Origin of the sequence: Umezawaea sp. Da 62-37, from assembly GCF_032460545.1 — a bacterium.
Lineage (GTDB): Bacteria > Actinomycetota > Actinomycetes > Mycobacteriales > Pseudonocardiaceae > Umezawaea.
In genome coordinates, this window is sequence record NZ_CP135965.1 from 10804684 (window position 1) to 10821664 (window position 16981).

The 16981-nt window shown below is 71.0% G+C and carries 17 protein-coding genes; 9 read left to right on the top strand and 8 right to left on the bottom strand.

Features of this window, described 5'->3' with window-relative positions:
• The first annotated feature begins 1 nt into the window (after position 1).
• The gene (locus RM788_RS48630) at positions 2-1033 is read left to right on the top strand and encodes an ABC transporter ATP-binding protein (protein ID WP_315928140.1); all 1032 of its coding nucleotides are present in this window, start codon (positions 2-4) and stop codon (positions 1031-1033) included.
• Here RM788_RS48630 and RM788_RS48635 read toward each other — a convergent pair.
• Complete coding sequence (locus RM788_RS48635; protein WP_315928142.1) at positions 997-1473, bottom strand: MarR family winged helix-turn-helix transcriptional regulator; 477 nt, start codon at positions 1471-1473, stop codon at positions 997-999. The genes RM788_RS48630 and RM788_RS48635 overlap by 37 nt on opposite strands.
• 86 nt (positions 1474-1559) lie before the next feature.
• Between RM788_RS48635 and RM788_RS48640 the strand changes: the two genes are divergently transcribed.
• The 6 genes from RM788_RS48640 (at position 1560) to RM788_RS48665 (ending at position 7579) form a co-directional block, all read left to right on the top strand.
• A complete protein-coding gene (locus tag RM788_RS48640; protein WP_315928144.1) occupies positions 1560-1823 on the top strand; it encodes a hypothetical protein in 264 nt (87 codons plus the stop codon).
• A gap of 373 nt (positions 1824-2196) precedes the next feature.
• Entirely contained in the window at positions 2197-2508 is a 312-nt protein-coding gene (locus tag RM788_RS48645) for a hypothetical protein (protein WP_315928146.1), read from the top strand.
• Positions 2509-2677: 169 nt separating this feature from the next.
• Positions 2678-3940, top strand: coding sequence for a DUF2252 domain-containing protein (locus tag RM788_RS48650; protein WP_315934925.1), 1263 nt, complete (start codon positions 2678-2680; stop codon positions 3938-3940).
• Between the two features lie 103 nt (positions 3941-4043).
• Complete coding sequence (locus tag RM788_RS48655) at positions 4044-5018, top strand: LacI family DNA-binding transcriptional regulator (protein WP_315928148.1); 975 nt, start codon at positions 4044-4046, stop codon at positions 5016-5018.
• A gap of 186 nt (positions 5019-5204) precedes the next feature.
• The gene (locus RM788_RS48660; RefSeq protein ID WP_315928150.1) at positions 5205-6332 is read left to right on the top strand and encodes an endo-1,4-beta-xylanase; all 1128 of its coding nucleotides are present in this window, start codon (positions 5205-5207) and stop codon (positions 6330-6332) included.
• Positions 6329-7579, top strand: a complete 1251-nt coding sequence (locus RM788_RS48665) for an SGNH/GDSL hydrolase family protein (RefSeq protein WP_315928152.1) — start codon at positions 6329-6331, stop codon at positions 7577-7579. Before RM788_RS48660 ends, RM788_RS48665 begins: the two co-directional genes overlap by 4 nt.
• Before the next feature lie 71 nt (positions 7580-7650).
• On the opposite strand, the gene RM788_RS48670 is transcribed toward RM788_RS48665, so the two are convergent.
• From RM788_RS48670 to RM788_RS48690, 5 genes are all read right to left on the bottom strand, one after another.
• A complete protein-coding gene (locus RM788_RS48670; RefSeq protein ID WP_315928154.1) occupies positions 7651-8223 on the bottom strand; it encodes a TetR/AcrR family transcriptional regulator in 573 nt (190 codons plus the stop codon).
• A 51-nt stretch (positions 8224-8274) separates the two neighbouring features.
• Entirely contained in the window at positions 8275-9357 is a 1083-nt protein-coding gene (locus RM788_RS48675) for an SGNH/GDSL hydrolase family protein (RefSeq protein ID WP_315928156.1), read from the bottom strand.
• Between the two features lie 64 nt (positions 9358-9421).
• A complete protein-coding gene (locus RM788_RS48680) occupies positions 9422-10279 on the bottom strand; it encodes an SGNH/GDSL hydrolase family protein (protein WP_315928158.1) in 858 nt (285 codons plus the stop codon).
• A gap of 49 nt (positions 10280-10328) precedes the next feature.
• Entirely contained in the window at positions 10329-11375 is a 1047-nt protein-coding gene (locus RM788_RS48685; protein ID WP_315928160.1) for an SGNH/GDSL hydrolase family protein, read from the bottom strand.
• 415 nt (positions 11376-11790) lie between these two features.
• On the bottom strand, positions 11791-12639 hold the full coding sequence (locus RM788_RS48690) for a DUF4253 domain-containing protein (protein WP_315928162.1): 849 nt from the start codon (positions 12637-12639) through the stop codon (positions 11791-11793).
• 208 nt (positions 12640-12847) lie between these two features.
• Between RM788_RS48690 and RM788_RS48695 the strand changes: the two genes are divergently transcribed.
• Positions 12848-13606: a class I SAM-dependent methyltransferase gene (locus RM788_RS48695; RefSeq protein ID WP_315928164.1), complete on the top strand. Its 759-nt coding sequence runs from the start codon at positions 12848-12850 to the stop codon at positions 13604-13606.
• A gap of 9 nt (positions 13607-13615) precedes the next feature.
• Here the strand turns inward: RM788_RS48695 and RM788_RS48700 are convergent, their stop codons facing one another.
• Complete coding sequence (locus tag RM788_RS48700) at positions 13616-14371, bottom strand: hypothetical protein (protein ID WP_315928166.1); 756 nt, start codon at positions 14369-14371, stop codon at positions 13616-13618.
• A gap of 198 nt (positions 14372-14569) precedes the next feature.
• On the opposite strand from RM788_RS48700, the gene RM788_RS48705 reads away from it, so the two are divergent.
• The gene (locus tag RM788_RS48705) at positions 14570-16354 is read left to right on the top strand and encodes an acyl-CoA dehydrogenase (protein WP_315928168.1); all 1785 of its coding nucleotides are present in this window, start codon (positions 14570-14572) and stop codon (positions 16352-16354) included.
• On the opposite strand, the gene RM788_RS48710 is transcribed toward RM788_RS48705, so the two are convergent.
• On the bottom strand, positions 16351-16950 hold the full coding sequence (locus tag RM788_RS48710; protein ID WP_315928170.1) for a TetR/AcrR family transcriptional regulator: 600 nt from the start codon (positions 16948-16950) through the stop codon (positions 16351-16353). The genes RM788_RS48705 and RM788_RS48710 overlap by 4 nt on opposite strands.
• Positions 16951-16981 lie beyond the last annotated feature (31 nt).

The following is a 16981-nucleotide window of genomic DNA, read 5'->3' on the forward strand; positions in this document are numbered from 1 at the left end:
AGTGTCCACTGTGTACCCGAACGGGGTGCGCGCGGTGGACGGGCTGGACCTGGACGTCATCGACGGCGAGCTGTTCGCGCTGCTCGGCCCGTCCGGGTGCGGCAAGACCACGCTGCTGCGCACGATCGCGGGCCTGGAGCAGGCCACCGACGGGGAGGTCCTGATCGGCGGGCGCGACGTGACGCGCGAGCAACCCGGCGCGCGCGGGGTCGCGATGGTGTTCCAGGACTACGCGTTGTTCCCGCACATGACCGTGGCGGAGAACATCGCCTACCCGCTGCGGGTCCGCCGCGCCCCGAAGGCCAGGCAGCGCGAGGTCGCCGAGCGGACGGCGGCGGGCCTGAGCCTGTCCGGGCTGCTCGACCGCAGGCCGGGTCAGCTCTCCGGCGGGCAGCAGCAGCGCACCGCCCTCGCCAGGGCGGTCGCGATGGAGGCCGACGTGCTGCTGCTCGACGAGCCGCTGTCCAACCTGGACGCCAGGCTGAGACTGGAGGCGCGGACCTTCCTCAAGCGCCTGCAACGGGAACTGGCGCTCACCACGGTCTTCGTGACGCACGACCAGGCCGAGGCGCTGGCGCTGGCCGACCGGATCGCGGTCATGGAATCCGGTCGGATCCGCCAGCTGGGCACGCCGAGGGAGGTCTTCCAGCGACCCGTCGACACGTTCGTCGCGAACTTCATCGGCTCCACCCCGATGAACCTGCTCGACGGCGTGGTCCGCGGCGACCGGGTCGAGTGCGCGGGCGCGCCGCTGCCGCTGCCGGTCGACCTCGCCGACGGCACGCCCGTCGTGGTGGGCGTGCGCCCGGAGTACCTCGCCGTCGCCGACGAGGGGATCGCCGGGCGGGTGTCCATCGTGGAGAACCTCGGCGTGACCTCGTTGGTGACGCTGGAGTGCGCCGACGGCGTCCTCGTCGGCTTCACCGTGCCGGAGCACGAGGAACCCGCCGTCGGCGACGCGCTGCGCGTCGCCCCCGCACCCGGCAGGCTGCTCTGCTACGGGGAGGACGGCCTGCTGCTCGGCGCGGTCTGAGGCGCGGCGATCCCGGCGACGAGCCGGTCGAACAGGCGGGTGAACGTCGCGGACTCGTCGGCGGTCCAGTCGGCCATGGCGTCGACGAACACGTCCTGAAGCCGTTCGCGCATGGCCCGCACGGTCCGTTCGCCGAGATCGGTGAGCGCGAGCGCCGTGGCGCGGGAGTCGGTGGGGTGGGGTCGCCGGGCGAGCAGTCCCGCGTGTTCGAGGCGGGTGGCGTAGCGGGTGGTCACCGTGCGCTCGAACCCGATCCGCGCGGCGAGTTCGCTGGTCGTGGCCGTGCCGAGGCGGGCGAGTCCGGACAGCACGGGGTAGGTGGTCTCGTCGACGCCCTCGGTGTCGGCGATCAGCACGCGGTAGAGGTGGGACCGGTTGCCGCGCAGCAGCAGCTCCCCGATGGTCGCGGCGACCCGCGCCCCGTCGTCTCGTCTGGACATGTGACCCAGGATACGTGTAATCGACACGCATTTCTTGCTACCGTCCTAGTGCGTGTAAATTACACGCACTTGGCGAGGGGGAAGTCATGACCGGACCGGTCCGTCCCGAGGACGTCCTGCCCGACGACGTGGACAGCGGCGTCCTGAACGGCGTCGAGGTCCGCAAGGGCAGCGTCGCGGCGTTCGTCGCCAACGCCCGGCGCCTCGACGACCTGCGGCCCGGCTCACCCGAGCGCGACGCCGTCCTGGCCGAGCTCCGGCGGCTGGTCCCGGCCCTGCGCGCGGTCGGCGTCCTCGACGTCTTCGCGCCCCGGTCGGCGGCGCTCGCGGACGTGATCGCGGGAGCGTGAACCCGCGGTCTCCGGGGGAGGACCGGCCGTTCCTCCCCCGGAGGCGAGTGGCGCTCGGGATTCGGACACCTTCAGGTGAAGCGGCCGCACTCGATCGAGCACCACCGGCCCGCGGAGTTCCGCTCGTGCCCACCGCGGGAGGTCTACCGGTTCGTCGCCGCGACGGTGGCCGACCAGACCGCCGCGCCGCTGCGACTGGCCGGCGCCGGGCTGCGCCGGTTGCTCACCCGGCCGTCGGACCCGGTGCGCGGGCGCCGATCCGCCGTGCCCCGCGCCCGCGTGACCCCGTGCGCAACCGGGGGAATTGTCGGAGTTCGGTGGAATGCGTCGTCTGACGCGGAAAGGTCGCGCGCGGCGGGGCAGGCTCCGAATCATGAACTTGGTCGTGGTGTTGAGTTGGGTCCTGCCGATCGTGGGTGGCTGCGGCACCTACCTGGCGCGCGATCACCGCGTGGGCTGGGTGATCGGACTGGGCACCCAGGTGATGTGGATCATGCTGGGCGTCATCACCGGGCTGACCGGGCTCGCCGCCTCGGCGCTGTGGTTCGGCGCCATCCAGTTCCGCAACTGGCGCACGTTCACCCCGCGCGTCGTGCACCAGCCCGCGTGCACCGGGTGTCCGTGCGCCGCGACACCGGTCGCGACGCGGAGACGGCGGGTCGCCGTTCCGGACCCGGCGAGGTGATGGTGTGATCTGCCCCTGCTGAACGGACGACCGTCCACGAGGGAACCGGAGTGCCGTCCGGGACGTCCAGGACGTGGAGCGGGGAGTTCCGCTCGATGAAAGGGGCACTGCCTTGACCGATCGAGGCGATCGCATCGTCGCCGTCCTGGAGAACGCCTTCGAGGACCTGATGTCGGCCGACCCGGCGGCTTTCCGCGCCAAGTTCCGGAAGATGGCGGCCGAGCCGTGGACGTTCTACCGGGGCAGCGCGTGCCTGTTCTACGCGGACATGGCCGAGGAATCCGACAAATGGGCCGACGAGCGGACAAGTCGGGTGTGGATCCAGGGTGATCTGCACGCGGAGAACTTCGGGACCTACATGGACGCCGAGGGCACCCTGGTGTTCGACGTCAACGACTTCGACGAGGCCTACCTCGGCGCGTTCACGTGGGACGTGCGGCGGCTGGCGGCCAGCATGGCGCTGCTCGGCTGGCGCAAGGCGTTGTCGGACAGGATCATCGAGGAACTCGTGCGGACCTACGTCTCCGCCTACGTCGGACAGGTCCGGTCGTTCGCCGAGAACCCGAACGACGAGCTGTTCAGCCTGCGGCTGGACAACACCGAGGGCGCGCTGCACCAGGTGCTGCTGCGCGCCCGGCTCGCCACCAGGGTCGGACTGCTCGACGACACCACCCTGATCGTCGACTACGAGCGGCGGTTCCGCCGCGACCGCGCGGGTGTGCGGGAACTGGGGGACGAGGAGCGCGCGGCGGTCGAGCGGGCGTTCGCCGGGTACCTGGACACCATCCCCAGCGGCAAGAGGGCGAGCGGCAGCCTCACCTACGCGGTCAAGGACGTCGTGGGCCGCAGCGGTTTCGGCATCGGCTCGGCCGGGCTGCCCGCGTACAACGTCCTGGTCGAGGGGCGCACCCAGGCGCTGGAGAACGACGTCGTCCTGTCGATGAAGCAGGCGAACGTGGCCGCGCCCAGCCGGATCGTGCGCGACGAGCGCATCCGCGAGTACTTCACCGACCACGGCCACCGCACCGCCGTGTCCCAGCGGGCGTTGCAGGCGCACGCGGACCCGTGGCTCGGGCACACCGAGATCGACGGCGTCGGGTACGTGGTGTCGGAATTGTCCCCCTACGTCTCGGATCTGGACTGGTCGGACCTGACCGAGCCCGCGGACATGCTGCCGGTGCTGGGTTATCTCGGCCGGGCGACCGCGAAGATGCACTGCGTCGCCGACTCCGACTCCGAGCAGACGCTGGTCGCCTTCCAGTGCGAGGAGGCCATCGCGGCCGCGATCGGCGACCGCGACGAGGAGTTCGCCGACTCGATCGTCGAGTTCGCGCTGCGCTACGCCGCGCAGACCCGCGAGGACCACCGGCTGTTCGTGGACGCGTTCCGCGAGGGGCGGATCAAGGGGATCGAGTCGACCGAGGCGCGGTGAGGCCGGGTGGGACGGGTCCGCCGATCGCGCGGCGAACCCGCCCGACCGCCGGGGTTCGGTGAACCCCGCGCAGGCGGAAGTCGTTGGGAACTAAGGTGTGGCGATGAGGCCGACCTTGGAAGACGTTGCCAGGGCAGCGGGCGTGTCCCGTGCCACCGTTTCGCGCGTGGTGAACAACCAGCCGGGGGTCGCGCCGCCGGTGCGGGAATGGGTGCGGGGGGTCATCGCCGAGACCGGGTACCAGCCGCACCTGGGGGCACGGGCGCTGGTGTCGGGGCAGGCGGACGTGGTCGACCTGGTGATCGTGGACGACGACCCGCGGGCGCTGAGCGCGAACCCGCACTACTCGCGGGTGATCTCCGGTGTGGTGGAAGTGCTGGCGCGCAAGGAAGTCCAGTTGCGCGTGAAGCTGGTGACGCACGCGGGCACGGGCAAGCTGCTCACCGACGCCGCCCGTCCACTCGGGACGCTGCTGGTCAACGTGCACGCTGATCTCGCGGCGCGGTTGCGCAAGAGCGGCCGGGTGGTGTCGATGGGGCGGTCGGCGCCGCGCGTGCCGTTCTTCGAACCGGACAACGCGGCCGGGGTGGGGTTGGCGGTCCGGCACCTGTTCGACAGCGGCCGCCGGAAGATCGCGGCCGTGCACGGACCGGCCGACAACCCGTGCGCGGTGGACCGGCGGACCGGGTACCTGGCCGCGATGGCGGCCGTCGGGTCGGAGCCGGTGTCGATGGAGGGCGACTTCACCCGTCCGACGGCGCTGCGGCTGGCCCGCGCGCTGCTCCTGGAGCACCCCGATGTGGACGCGGTGTTCGCCGCCTGCGACATGACCGCGTCGGCCGTGCTCCAGGCGTTGGCCGAGTCGGGCCGCCGGGTGCCGGACGACGTGGCCGTGGTGGGGTTCGACGACAGCGTGCTGGCCTCGTCGGCGAGCGTTCCGCTGACGTCGGTGGCGAGCCCGGTGGAGCGGCTCGCGGCGTCGGCGACGATGGTGCTGCTGGAGCCCGTGATCCGCGGTGTCGGGCACGCCCGTGTGCCGGTCGGGCTCACGGTGCGCCGCAGCAGCACGGCGGTCTGACCGACCGGCTGCGTTGGTCCGGTCGGTGGTTCGAGGCGAGTCGCCAGGGTGGTTTCGGCGACGGAGCCCTCTTCGGCGACCCTTGACGGTGGCACGGGTGTCCTTTTAAGGTCCGGCATGTCGAAACATTTCACCTCTGCGGTCGAAAGTTTCGGAATCAAGCCGTCGCAAAGGAGCGAAAGCCTGATGAAGCCGACCCGCCTGGCCACCGCGGTGCTCGCCGCCGTGGCGCTGACGGTCCCGTTGGTCCCCGCCACCTCCGCCGCGCCCGGTGCCGACGACCGGTCGCCCGGCCACACCGGCAAGAACACCCTGCGCCGCGCCGCGCCCGGAGGGTTCCACATCGGCACGGCCGTCGCGGGCGGCGGTCACCACGAGAGCCAGCCCTACCCCGACCCGTTCACCTCGGACGAGGAGTACCGCCAGGTGCTCGGCGCGGAGTTCGACTCCGTGTCCGCCGAGAACCAGATGAAGTGGGAGTACGTCCACCCGGAGCGCGGCCGCTACAACTTCGGCATGGCCGACGCCATCGTCAGGTTCGCCCGGCAGCACGACCAGGTCGTGCGCGGGCACACGCTGCTGTGGCACAGCCAGAACCCGGCGTGGCTGGAGCAGGGCGACTTCACCCCCGACGAGCTGCGCTCGATCCTGCGCGACCACATCAAGACGGTCGTCGGCCGGTACAAGGGGCGCGTCCAGCAGTGGGACGTGGCCAACGAGATCTTCACCGACACCGGCGAGCTGCGCGCCACCGACAACATCTGGATCCGCGAGCTGGGGCCCGGCATCATCGCCGACGCGTTCCTCTGGGCGCACCAGGCCGATCCCCACGCCAAGCTGTTCTTCAACGACTACGGCGTCGAGAGCGTGAACGCCAAGAGCGACGCCTACCTCGCGCTGATCAAGCAGTTGCGCGCCCGGCACGTGCCCGTGGACGGCTTCTCCGCGCAGGCGCACCTGAGCATCCGCTACGGCTTCCCGGACGACCTGGAGGCGAACCTGAAGCGGTTCTCCGCGCTGGGCTTGGAGACCGCGATCACCGAGCTGGACGTGCGCATGGACCTGCCGGAGGGCGGCGTGCCGACCGACGCGCAGCTCGCGCAGCAGGCCGATTACTACAACCGCACGCTCACCGCCTGCCTGAACGTCAAGGGTTGCGACTCGTTCACGATCTGGGGCTTCACCGACAAGTACTCGTGGGTCCCGGTGTTCTTCCAGGGGCAGGGCGCGGCGACGGTGATGCGGGACGACTTCTCGCGCAAGCCCGCCTACTTCGTCCTCCGGTCCACTTTGGGCAAGGCGGCGCACCGGTGAAGCGGCTCCTCGCCGCCGCCACGGCGGCTCTGCTGCTCTTATCGGGGTCCCCGGCCCAGTCGGCCCCGCGCACGCCGTGGATCGGGGCCTGGGCGACCTCGCCCACGACCGTCCCCGCCTCGGACACCACGGCGTTCGAGGACCAGACGCTCCGGCAGGTCGTGCACCTCGCCGTCGGCGGCGCGAGCGTGCGGGTGCGGCTGTCCAACGAGTTCGGCACCCGGCCGCTGGTCGTCGACGAGGCGCACGTGGCCCGCCGCGCGGGGACGGCGTCGTCGGTCGAGCCGCGCAGCGACCGGCGGCTCACGTTCGGCGGTCGGGCCTCGGTCACCGTGCCGCCGGGCGCGCCGCTGCTCAGCGATCCCGTGGCGCTCCCCGTGACCGCGGACTCGGACCTGGTGGTCAGCGTGCACCTGCCGCGCCGCACGGCCGCGACGACCGTGCACGCCTTCCCGTTCCAGGACGGGTACGCGGCGGCGGGCAACGTCACCGACGACGCCGACATCACGCCGACCGGGGTGCTGGGCAAGTGGTACTTCCTCACCGGCGTCAGCGTCACGGGCAGGCCGGAGTCCACCGTGGTGGCGTTCGGCGACTCGATCACCGACGGCGCGGGGACGACCGCGGGCGCGAACCGGCGCTGGCCCGACGTCCTGGCCCGTCGGTTGCAGGCCGATCGCGGCCTGCGGCACCTCGGCGTCGTCAACGCGGGCATCAGCGGCAACCGCCTGCTGCACGACCCGAACCCGCCGGCGGGCACCCCGGCGGAGGGTTACGCGAACTACTTCGGCCAGGCCGCCCTGCGGCGCTTCGACCGCGATGTCCTCGCCCAGCCCGGTGTCTCCCACGTCGTCGTGCTGCTCGGCGTCAACGACCTGGGCCACCCCGGCACCAGCGCGCCGGAGTCGGAACGGGTGACCGCGCGGGACATCATCGACGGCCACCGTCAGCTCATCGCCCGTGCGCACGCCCGGGGGCTGCTGATCCACGGCGGCACGATCACGCCGTTCAAGGACGACACGCTCGGCTTCTACAGCCCGGAGAACGAGGCCGCCCGCCAGGCCGTCAACCGGTGGATCCGCACGAGCGGCGAGTACGACGGCGTGGTCGACTTCGACCGCGCGGTCCGCGATCCGGCCGATCCCGGCCGCCTGCTTGCCGCTTACGACAGCGGTGACCACCTGCACCCGAACGACGCGGGCATGGCCGCGATGGCGGACGCCGTCCCCTTGCGCCTGTTCCGCTGAAGACCGGTGCGGGGTGGCCTCCCCACGCCCAGGGCCACCCCGCACCGCCCACGTCCACAGTGGACCGCCCGCTACGACGGCAGTTCCGAGACCACCGCCCGCAACGCCCGGAGCGTGTCCCGCACGATCTCGGCGAGCGTCGCGGTGTCCTGGTCGAGCCACCGCGCGATCCCCACGGTGAACGCCGCCACCCCGGCCTGCGCGGCCAGGGTGGCAGTCAGCTCGTCGACCCCGCGCTCCAGGAACCCCTTGCGGATCGACTCCGACAGCGCGGACATCTTCCACAGTTCCCGTTCCCGCAGCCCCTCGTCCATCCGGATCACCGAGCGCCGGGTCCGCAGGTAGTCCTGCTGCCCCTCGAACACGCTCTCGGAGACCGTCTGCAACCCGTGCAGGATCACCGCCATCGGCCCCAGTTCCGCCGGGGCGTCGGCCATCAGCCCCGCCACCATCGCGGGGAACTCCTCCTCGCCCACGAACAGCACCTCGCGCTTGTCCGCGAAGTGCCGGAAGAAGGTGCGGGTGGTGAGCCCGGCCCGAGCGGTGATCTGCGGGACCGTCGTCTCCGCGAAACCCTGCTCGACGAACAGGTCGACGGCGGCGCGCTTCAGCCGGTCACGCGCGTCCGGTTCCCATCTGCCCACACCCCCATCCTAACCGACGGCACGCGGTGTCATCCGGGGTGAACGGGGGCGTCACCACCTGACCGCGACCTGCGCCAGGCGGGCGGTGAGGAGTTCGGACATCACGCGGTGGTCGTTGAGCGACGGGTGCCAGTCGCAGCCGAGGTGGTCGAGACGGGGGTCGTCGTAGTACCAGTAGTGCACCCGGCTGTCGCCCGCGGCGTAACGCTCCTCGACGATCCGCCGGGCGGTGTCGGGGAACGTCGTGGTGCTGCCCGCGGGGGTGGCGCTGACGACGATCGTCGTGCTTGCGCCGTACCGGGCGCGGAGCTTGTCGAGGAACCCGTGGTAGGCGGCCTTGTACGCGGTAACCAGGGTTTCCGGCGTCCACCGCTCGCCCGCGTCGACCGGCGTCGAGAAGTCGTTGATGCCCAGGCCCACGACGACGACCTGCGGGTGCCAGGTGCGGGGCACGGGCCAGGTGCCGCCGTTCTGCGACGCGCGGTCGTAGAACGTGCGGAAGTCGACGTCGGGGTTGCCCCCGCCGTAGTTGCGGACCACGCCCAAACCCGACTGGGCGGTGATCTGGTAGTCGGCGCCGAACCCCCGCGCGGTGAGGGCGCCGAACGACAGGTCGGCGTTGGTGTGGCGGTCGACGCCGCCGTTGGTCGAGCAGTCGCGGGTCGTGGACGTGTTGCCGTAGCCCGCGGTGAACGAGTCGCCGATGAACTCGACCTGCCGCCGCCGGGCCTGCGGCGGGGCGAGGAGGACGCCGCCCGCGTCGGCGACGAAACCGTCGAACTCCCCTTCCGCCCACGGGCTCTCGGTCCGCTTCACGAGCCGGACGGTGTGCGTGGCGGAGGACAGGCCGCGGACCCAGCTCGTGGTGCGGCCGGGGGTGACGAGGGTGGCGACGGTCTTGCCGTCGACCTGGACGTCGTAGTCGTTCGCGCTGTCGTTGAGCGCGATCCCGACACCGGTTCCGCGGAACCGGCCCTCGAACGAGATGCCCGGCCACGTGTAGCGCACGGCCTGGTCGGTGGAGGTGACCCGTCCCGCCGTGTGCGCGGTGGTCAGCGGGCCCGCCTCGGCGGTGGGCGCGGTGAGGGTCGCGCCGAGCGCGACCAGGACGGCAAGGGGCAACGCGAGTTCCATGTGGATCTCCTGTTCGACTGCGGGTGTGCGGGGGCGCCGCCGTCGGCGCCCCCGCACCGGCCGACTACTTCAGGTAGCTCGCGAGGCCGATCTGCTGGTTCCGCAGCGCCGTGGCGACCACGACGGCGATCTGCCGCGCTCCCGCCGCCTCGAAGTGCGTGTGGTCGGCGCAGAAGAACGCCCCGACCGCGCCGCTGCCGTAGTCCCCGTTGTTGGGGCACAGCTTGAGGTTGTTGTAGAGCGCCAGGCTCAGCTTGTGCAGGTCGATCACCGGGACCCCGGCGGCCGTACCCGCCGCGAACGTCTCGGTGAGGAACCCGCGGTTGCCGACGGCCGTGCTGCCGCTGCACGTGATGGCCGCGACCGGTGTCGCGAAGATCGCCCGGACACCGCGGTCCGCGGCGGCCTTCGCGATGACGCCCATCAGCTGCTTGTAGCGCGCCGTGCCGACGTGCCGGGGGCAGTTGGGGTCGCCGTCGTTGATGCCGAACTGGACGACGAGGTAGTCGCCCGCCTTCATGCCGGTGTTCGGGTCGAGCATGCCCAGCCAGCGCTGGGCGTAGGTCTGCGAACTCAGGACGCACTCGCCCGCGGAGTCCTTGGCGGTCGTGACGTTGGACTCGTAGAGCCAGGTCTGGATGCTGCGGCCGGCGACCGCGTTGTTCACCACGGTGACGCTGTCGTTGAACAGCGCGTCGAACTGGTTGCCCCAGCCGACCGGGCAGCTCGTCTTGGGATCGGCCATGGTCGAGTCACCGGCCAGCCACACCTTGATGCTCGCGGCGGCCGTGGAGTCGGATGCCGTCCGGGTGGCGCAGTCGGCCGGACCGCCGTCGGGTCGCAGGGTGGCGGAGGCCGGGCCCGATGTCAGGGCCATGACGGAGACGACCAGGGTCGCCAGTGCGAAAAGCTTCTTCCTCAAGGGAATCCTCGTTGATTCTCCGGCAGGAGTGTTCTTCGTGGACAGCGGGTCAGGAGCCCAGTGCCGCCGAGATGATCGGTGCCAGGCGGTCGGCGATCTTGCGGTGCCCCTGGTCGTTCGGGTGCACGTTGTCGGCCGTGTCGGTCGCCTCGACGATCCACCCGTCGGTGTTGACGAACTTCACCTTGGGGTCGTTGACGGTCTGCACGGCGGCCTGCGTCTCGGGGATGAACCGCTTGCGGAACGTCTGGAGCGCGAAGATGGCCGCGTTCGGGTACTTCTCCCGAGCCCGGCGGATCAGCGTCACGTAGGCGCTCTGGAACTGCTCCTTCGTCACGCTGTGCCCGACGTCGTTGGTGCCCAGGTTGATCACCACGGCGTCCGCGCGGTAGCGGGAGAAGTTCCAGTTCGCCGCGTCCGCCTGCAGGCCGGTGCGGAGGAAGCGGTCGCTCATCCCGATGCAGCCGTCGGCCGCCGACACCAGGCACGCGCCGCCGACGGCTATCTGCGTGTGCGCCGCGCCGAGGCGTTCACCGATGAGCCAGCCGTACGCCGTCAGCGCCTGCTTCGACGACAGCTGACCCACGGTGATGGAGTCGCCGACGAACTCGATCAGCTTCGAGGGCGTGGACGGCGCGAACGTCTTGGCCCCGGAGTCGAGTTCCAGGCCCTGGAAGACGGCGTCGCCCTTGTAGGAGCCCGCGATGGGGCGGTAGGAGACCCTCAGGGTGTGGTTGCCCGTGGCGAGCGGGGTCGGCGTGAGGTCGACCGTGCCGCTGCGGTTGGTGTAGGAGACGTCCGCGCCGCCGTCGATGCTGACGAAGAAGTCGATGGCGTTGCGCTGCTTGAGCTTCACCGTTCGACCGGTGAAGCCGACGAGCACGTACGCGCCCGCCCACTCGGAGACGTAGGCGGCGGAGTTGGCCGTGTTCCAGCGGCCGAAGTAGCGCACGTTCGGGTCGGTCGGCGCGGTGGCCGCGGCGGCGATCGGGGCCGTCGTGACGGCGAACGCCGCTGTGAGGAGGAGTGCGATGAGCGGTTTGGCGCGGCGAACCGCGGTGGTGGGTTTTCGTGCCGGGTACGAGTTGGTGAGCACCGTTGCCCCTGTCCTCGGATTCTGGGAGCGTTCCCAGGAATACTCAGGGTAACGGAATGATCAAGGTGGGTCGACGTGCGTGTTTCTTGGGGGCGTCGTTGGCTCTGTCGGCGGTTGTCGGCTCTGTCGGTGGGTGTCGTGTCGTGGTGGGTCGCTGGGTGTCTGCGGGTGTCGTGGTGGGTCGCCGGTGTCGCACTCCGAGGTCTCCGGGTGCGGCCGGCTTGACTTGGGGCCCCTTTTTTGGGCCTGGTCGGGCTGAAGGGCAGGTGGTGATGATTGCCCGCCGACCAATTGCAGGCCCAAAAACCCCAAGTCAAGCCGGCCGCACAGCGGTCGAGCGCTGCTCGGTGGGTGGTCGCTCCGGAGGTGGGACGGGCCGACCTGTTGCGCGGCGGACGGTTCGGCTACTGGGTGGTCAGTCCCACCAGAAGGCCCAGGAGTGGTCGTTGATCAGGCGTTCGGCGTAGGCGGACAGGGTTTCGGCGCCCTGCCAGATGTTGTCGGGGCAGAAGGCGAAGTGTTCGGCGGCGATGGTGAGCGCCTCGGCGTGGGTGGCGGGTGGGGAGGAGATGCTGAGCACGAGGGTGGCGAAGCCGAGGCCGACGACTCGGGCGCCGAAGCGGTCTTCCCAGCTCCGGAGCACCGCGGACACTTCGGCGGTGTCGTTGGTGTAGTTCATCGGGCCGGTCCAGCCCGCGGCGGTGAGGGCGTCGGCGCCGCGGGGGGCCGCGACCAAGCCGAGGCGCATGGAGGTGTGGCCTGCGAGGAGTTGTTCGGCCAGGCCGTCGGCGGCGCGGTCGGGGGCGATGCGGGCCGGCGGGACGGGGGAGAGGCCGGGCCAGGCGCGGCCGTAGGGGGCGGTGACGGCGAGGCGTTCGGTCGGGGTGAGGGAGTCGTCGTCGTTCTCGGCGGTGTAGTCGGTCCACCACTCGGCCAGCAGCTTCGCGGGGTCGTGGCCGCCGGGGGAGGACATGTCACCGGGCAGCACCTCCCCGTTGCCCCACGGGCGGTACTCCTCGTCGTCGTCGTCCAGCGCGTCGAGCAGCAGCGGCCACAGCCCGGACCTGGCGTGCTCGGCGTGCAGCCGCGCCCACAGGCCCTCGGGCGCGGGCTTGTCGCTGAGCCAGAACGCGGGCCTGCCGCCTTCCTCCTCCTCGGAGACCACGGCCCGGCCCGGCGGTAGGCCGACTGCCAGCGATCGTCCGTCGGTGCTGTCGGTGAACAGGTCCCGCAGCTCGGCGGGAAGCGGTGGTTCGGATGTCACGGGCGGATCGTAGGGCTTCGGTCCCGCAGCGGGCGGGGGGATGGTCGGCGCGTCGTCGGTGCCTGCCGTCGGCCGAGGTCGTCGTGCGTCCGAAGGCCTGGTGGCGGTGTTCAGGACGCTGCCGCCCGAACCGTGGATCCCGGCCGCGGACGGGGCCGGGCCGATAACCGTTGGACGCCGGGGCGTGACCGCCGCCAGGATCGGTGGCATGCGACAGGACGAGATCTGGGACGCGGAAGCCGCCGCGGGGTACGACACGCCCGGTAGCGGCATGTTCGCGCCGGAAGTGCTGACGCCCGTGGTCGACCGGCTCGCGGACCTCGCCGACGGCGGTCGGGTGCTGGAGTTCGCCATCGGGACCGGTCGGGTGGCCGTGCCGCTGGCCGAGCGCGGTGTGCCGGTGACGGGGGTCGAGTTGTCCGAGCCGATGGTCGCCGAGCTCCGCCGGAAGGTCGACGAGACGGCGGTGCCGGTGGTCGTCGGGGACATGGCGACCACCCTGGTGCCGGGCGAGTTCACGCTGGTCTACCTCGTGTACAACACGATCTCCAACCTGCTGACCCAGGACGAGCAGGTCGACTGCTTCCTCAACGCCGCCCGCCACCTCGTGCCGGGCGGCCGTTTCGTGGTCGAACTGGGCGTGCCGGACCTGCGCGTGCTCCCACCGGGCCAGGCCGGGGCGGTGTTCGGCACCGCCCCCGGCTACATCGGCCTCGACACCTACGACCTCGTGCCGCAGCACCTCACCTCCCACCACTTCCGCTTCGACCCCGGCCCCGGCCGCGAGGCCCGCCTGTTCCGCAGCACTCACCGCTACGCGTGGCCCGCCGAACTGGACCTGATGGCGCGGATCGCCGGGTTCGGCCTGGAGAGCAGGCACGCCGACTGGGTCGGCACCCCGTTCACCGGCGAGTCCCGCTCGCACGTGTCGGTGTACCGGCTGCGCGGGGATTCGGCGGGCGGCTGAGCCTGCGCGTCAACCCTGGGGTCGGACGACCTGGACGGTTCCGATGGGGGTCGCGCCGTTCGGCAGGTCCGGGAAACCCGGCCAGCCGCGGCTTTCGGGATGGCTTTTGTCGTACTGGATGAACTCGTCCGCGGCGGAAGGGGTGACGGTGAGGAGGATGACGTCGTACTTCTTCTCCGGGTATCCGCGTGCTCCCGCGTAGGCCTGCGGGCACTCGAATTTGTTCTCGAGCAGGATGGTGCACGGCTTGCTTTGTGGCTGGTAGGTGGTCGTCGACGTCGGTGAGTTCTCTCGCACCGTCAGCCAGATCCCTTGGCCCTCGCCCAGGTCGTGGACGGACCCGGACACGGGAATTCCCAGGTCGGTCATGGTCTGGTCGGGCATCGGCTTGGCGAACGACGCTGTCGCCTGAGTTCCGGTGGTCACGGCACTCGGCTCCTTGGCGGTGTTCGCGGAGCCCCGGTAGGCCGCGCCACCGGTCACGCCCGCCGTCGCCGCGCCCACGATGGTGACGAGCGCCGAGATGGCGAACGCCGTTCTTGTGCGTCTGCCTGGAAAGGTGCCCCAGCGGTAGAGCAGGGCGAGACCGAAGATCGCCACCCCGCTGCTCACGATCAGGGTGATGATTAATATTTCCTTCACCATTCCCACTGTTGTGAGGATCAGCGCGATCAAGCTCGAAATGCCACCGATTATTTGCCACCGATCGACACTCGTCTTGCTGGTGGAAGGGTGTTCCGCTGTCATTCCAGGCGTTTCGATCATGCTTGGAGGGTATAGCGGAGCGAGATCGGATGCCACCGCGCCGAATTGCGGTCTGAAAAGCCGCAAAAATGTGGCGTCATGCGAAATGTGTCGTGATCGCGACTTTTCGGCGCGGTGGTCCCGACCGGCTGCTGGTGACCATGATCGCGGGACGTGAGATGGTGCGGGAGCCACCGTTCCGAGCCGCTGGAGGCCCCCATGGCGTCAACGATCCTGTCCCGCCGGGATCTCGAGTTCCTCCTCCACGAGTGGCTCGACGTGACGGCGCTGACCTCGCGGCCGCGGTTCCGGGAGCATTCGCGGGAGACGTTCGACGCGGTGCTGGAGTTGAGCGAGGAGATCGCGACCGAGCACTTCGCGCCGCACAACAAGATGTCGGACGCGCGGGAGCCGGTGATGCGCCCGGACGGCACGGTCGAGGTGATCGACGAGGTGGCGCGGGCGCTGAAGGTGTTCGCGGACGCGGGGTTGACGGCGGCGCAGTTCGACGAGGAGATCGGTGGGATGCAGTTGCCCGCGGTGTTGGCGCGGGCGTCGATGTGCTGGTTCCAGGCGGCGAACGCGGGCACGTCGAGCTATCCGCTGCTGACGGTGGGCAACGCGAACCTGCTGGTCGAGTACGGCACACCGGAGCAGGTGGAGCAGTGGGTCCGGCCGATGCTGGAGGGCCGGTTCTACGGCACGATGTGCCTGTCCGAGACCGGTGCGGGTTCCTCGCTGGCCGACATCACGACCAAGGCGCTGCCCCAGGACGACGGAACGTACCGGGTGAGCGGCACCAAGATGTGGATCTCCGGCGGTGACCACCAACTGTCGGAGAACATCGTGCACCTGGTGCTGGCGAAGGTGCCCGGCGGGGGACCGGGGGTGAAGGGGATCTCGCTGCTGGTGGTGCCGAAGTTCCTGGCCGACGGCACCCGCAACGACGTGACGCTGGTCGGCCTCAACCACAAGATGGGCAACCGCGGCACGACGAACACCGTGCTCGCCTTCGGCGACGGCACCCATCCGGTGAACGGCGAGCCCGGCGCGGTCGGCTACCTCGTCGGCGACCGGCACCGCGGCCTGGCCTACATGTTCCACATGATGAACGAGGCGCGGGTCGGTGTCGGCTTCCTGGCGACCGCCCTCGGCTACACCGGCTACCTGAAGTCCGTCGAGTACGCCAAGTCCCGCACGCAGGGCCGCCCGCCCGCGGCGAAGGACCCGGCCGCGAAGCCGGTGCGGCTCATCGAGCACGCCGACGTCCGGCGGATGCTGCTGGCGCAGAAGTCGTACGTGGAGGGCGCGCTGGCGCTGGGCCTGTACTGCTCGCTGCTGATCGACGAGCACGACACCGCCGAGACCGCCGCCGGACGCGAGCGCGCCGGGGTGCTGCTCGACGTGCTGACGCCCATCGCGAAGAGCTGGCCCGCGCAGTGGTGCCTGGAGGCGAACAGCCTCGCGATCCAGGTGCACGGCGGCTACGGCTACACCCGCGACTACGACGTGGAGCAGTTCTACCGGGACAACCGGCTCAACCAGATCCACGAGGGCACCCACGGCATCCAGGGCCTGGACCTGTTGGGGCGCAAGGTCGTGGCGGACGGCGGGGCGGGGCTGCGGCTGCTCGCGGACACCATCGGCGCGACGGTGGCCCGAGCGGAGGCGGGCGATCCCGCGCTGGCCGAGCACGCGGCCGCGGTGGCCGTGGCGACGCGACGGCTGGTCGACGTCACGAAGGTCCTGTGGTCGGTGGGGGATCCCACGACGACGCTGGCCAACTCCTCGATCTACCTGGAGGCCGCCGGGCACGTGGTGGTCGCCTGGATGTGGCTGGAGCAGCTGCTGGCCGTCGGCGCCAAGCAGGGCGCGTTCTACGACGGCAAGCGCCAGGCGGCCCGGTACTTCCTGCGCTACGAGCTGCCGAAGACCACCGCCCAGTTCGACCTGCTCGCCGCGCTCGACCGGACCACGGTCGACACCGAGCCCGACTGGTTCTAAGCGCTCGCGGTCGCGCGGACGCCGGCCAGCACCACGTCGGTGATCCGCTCCGCGTCCGCGCGGTCGAACGGCCGCTGGTCGCGGCCCACCTTCAGGTGGACGGGGCCGGACAGCAGGTCGGCGAGGAAGTGGGCGTCGACCGGGGGCAGTTCGCCGTGCCCGACCGCGCTGTCGACCCGTCGCCGCACCAGCGACACCCGCCTGGCGATGACGACGTCGACCGTGCGGCGGACCTCGGGGCTGTCGGGGGTCGACTGGAGGGCGTGCACGAGCGCGCGTCCCCTGGGGTCGGCGAGGCTGGTGGCCATCGCGACCAGGAAGTCCACCAGGTCCCGGCGCAGGTCGCCGGTGTCGGCCAACGGCGCCATCTCCTCGGCGAGCACCAGCAGCGCCTCGCCGACCAGCAGGTCCCGGTCGGGCCAGTTCCGGTACACGCTCATCTTGTGCACGCCCGCCAGTTCGGCGACCTCCTCGTAGCGGAAGCCCGCGATGCCGTGCCGCGCGACCAGGCGCACCGTCGCGTCGAGGATCTGCGCTCTCACGCGGGCCGTGCGCCCTCCGGGGCGCTGCGCCACCTGCCTCGGGCTGTCCGTCATCCGTCGTCCGCTTCCGTAGTGCGTTCGCGTG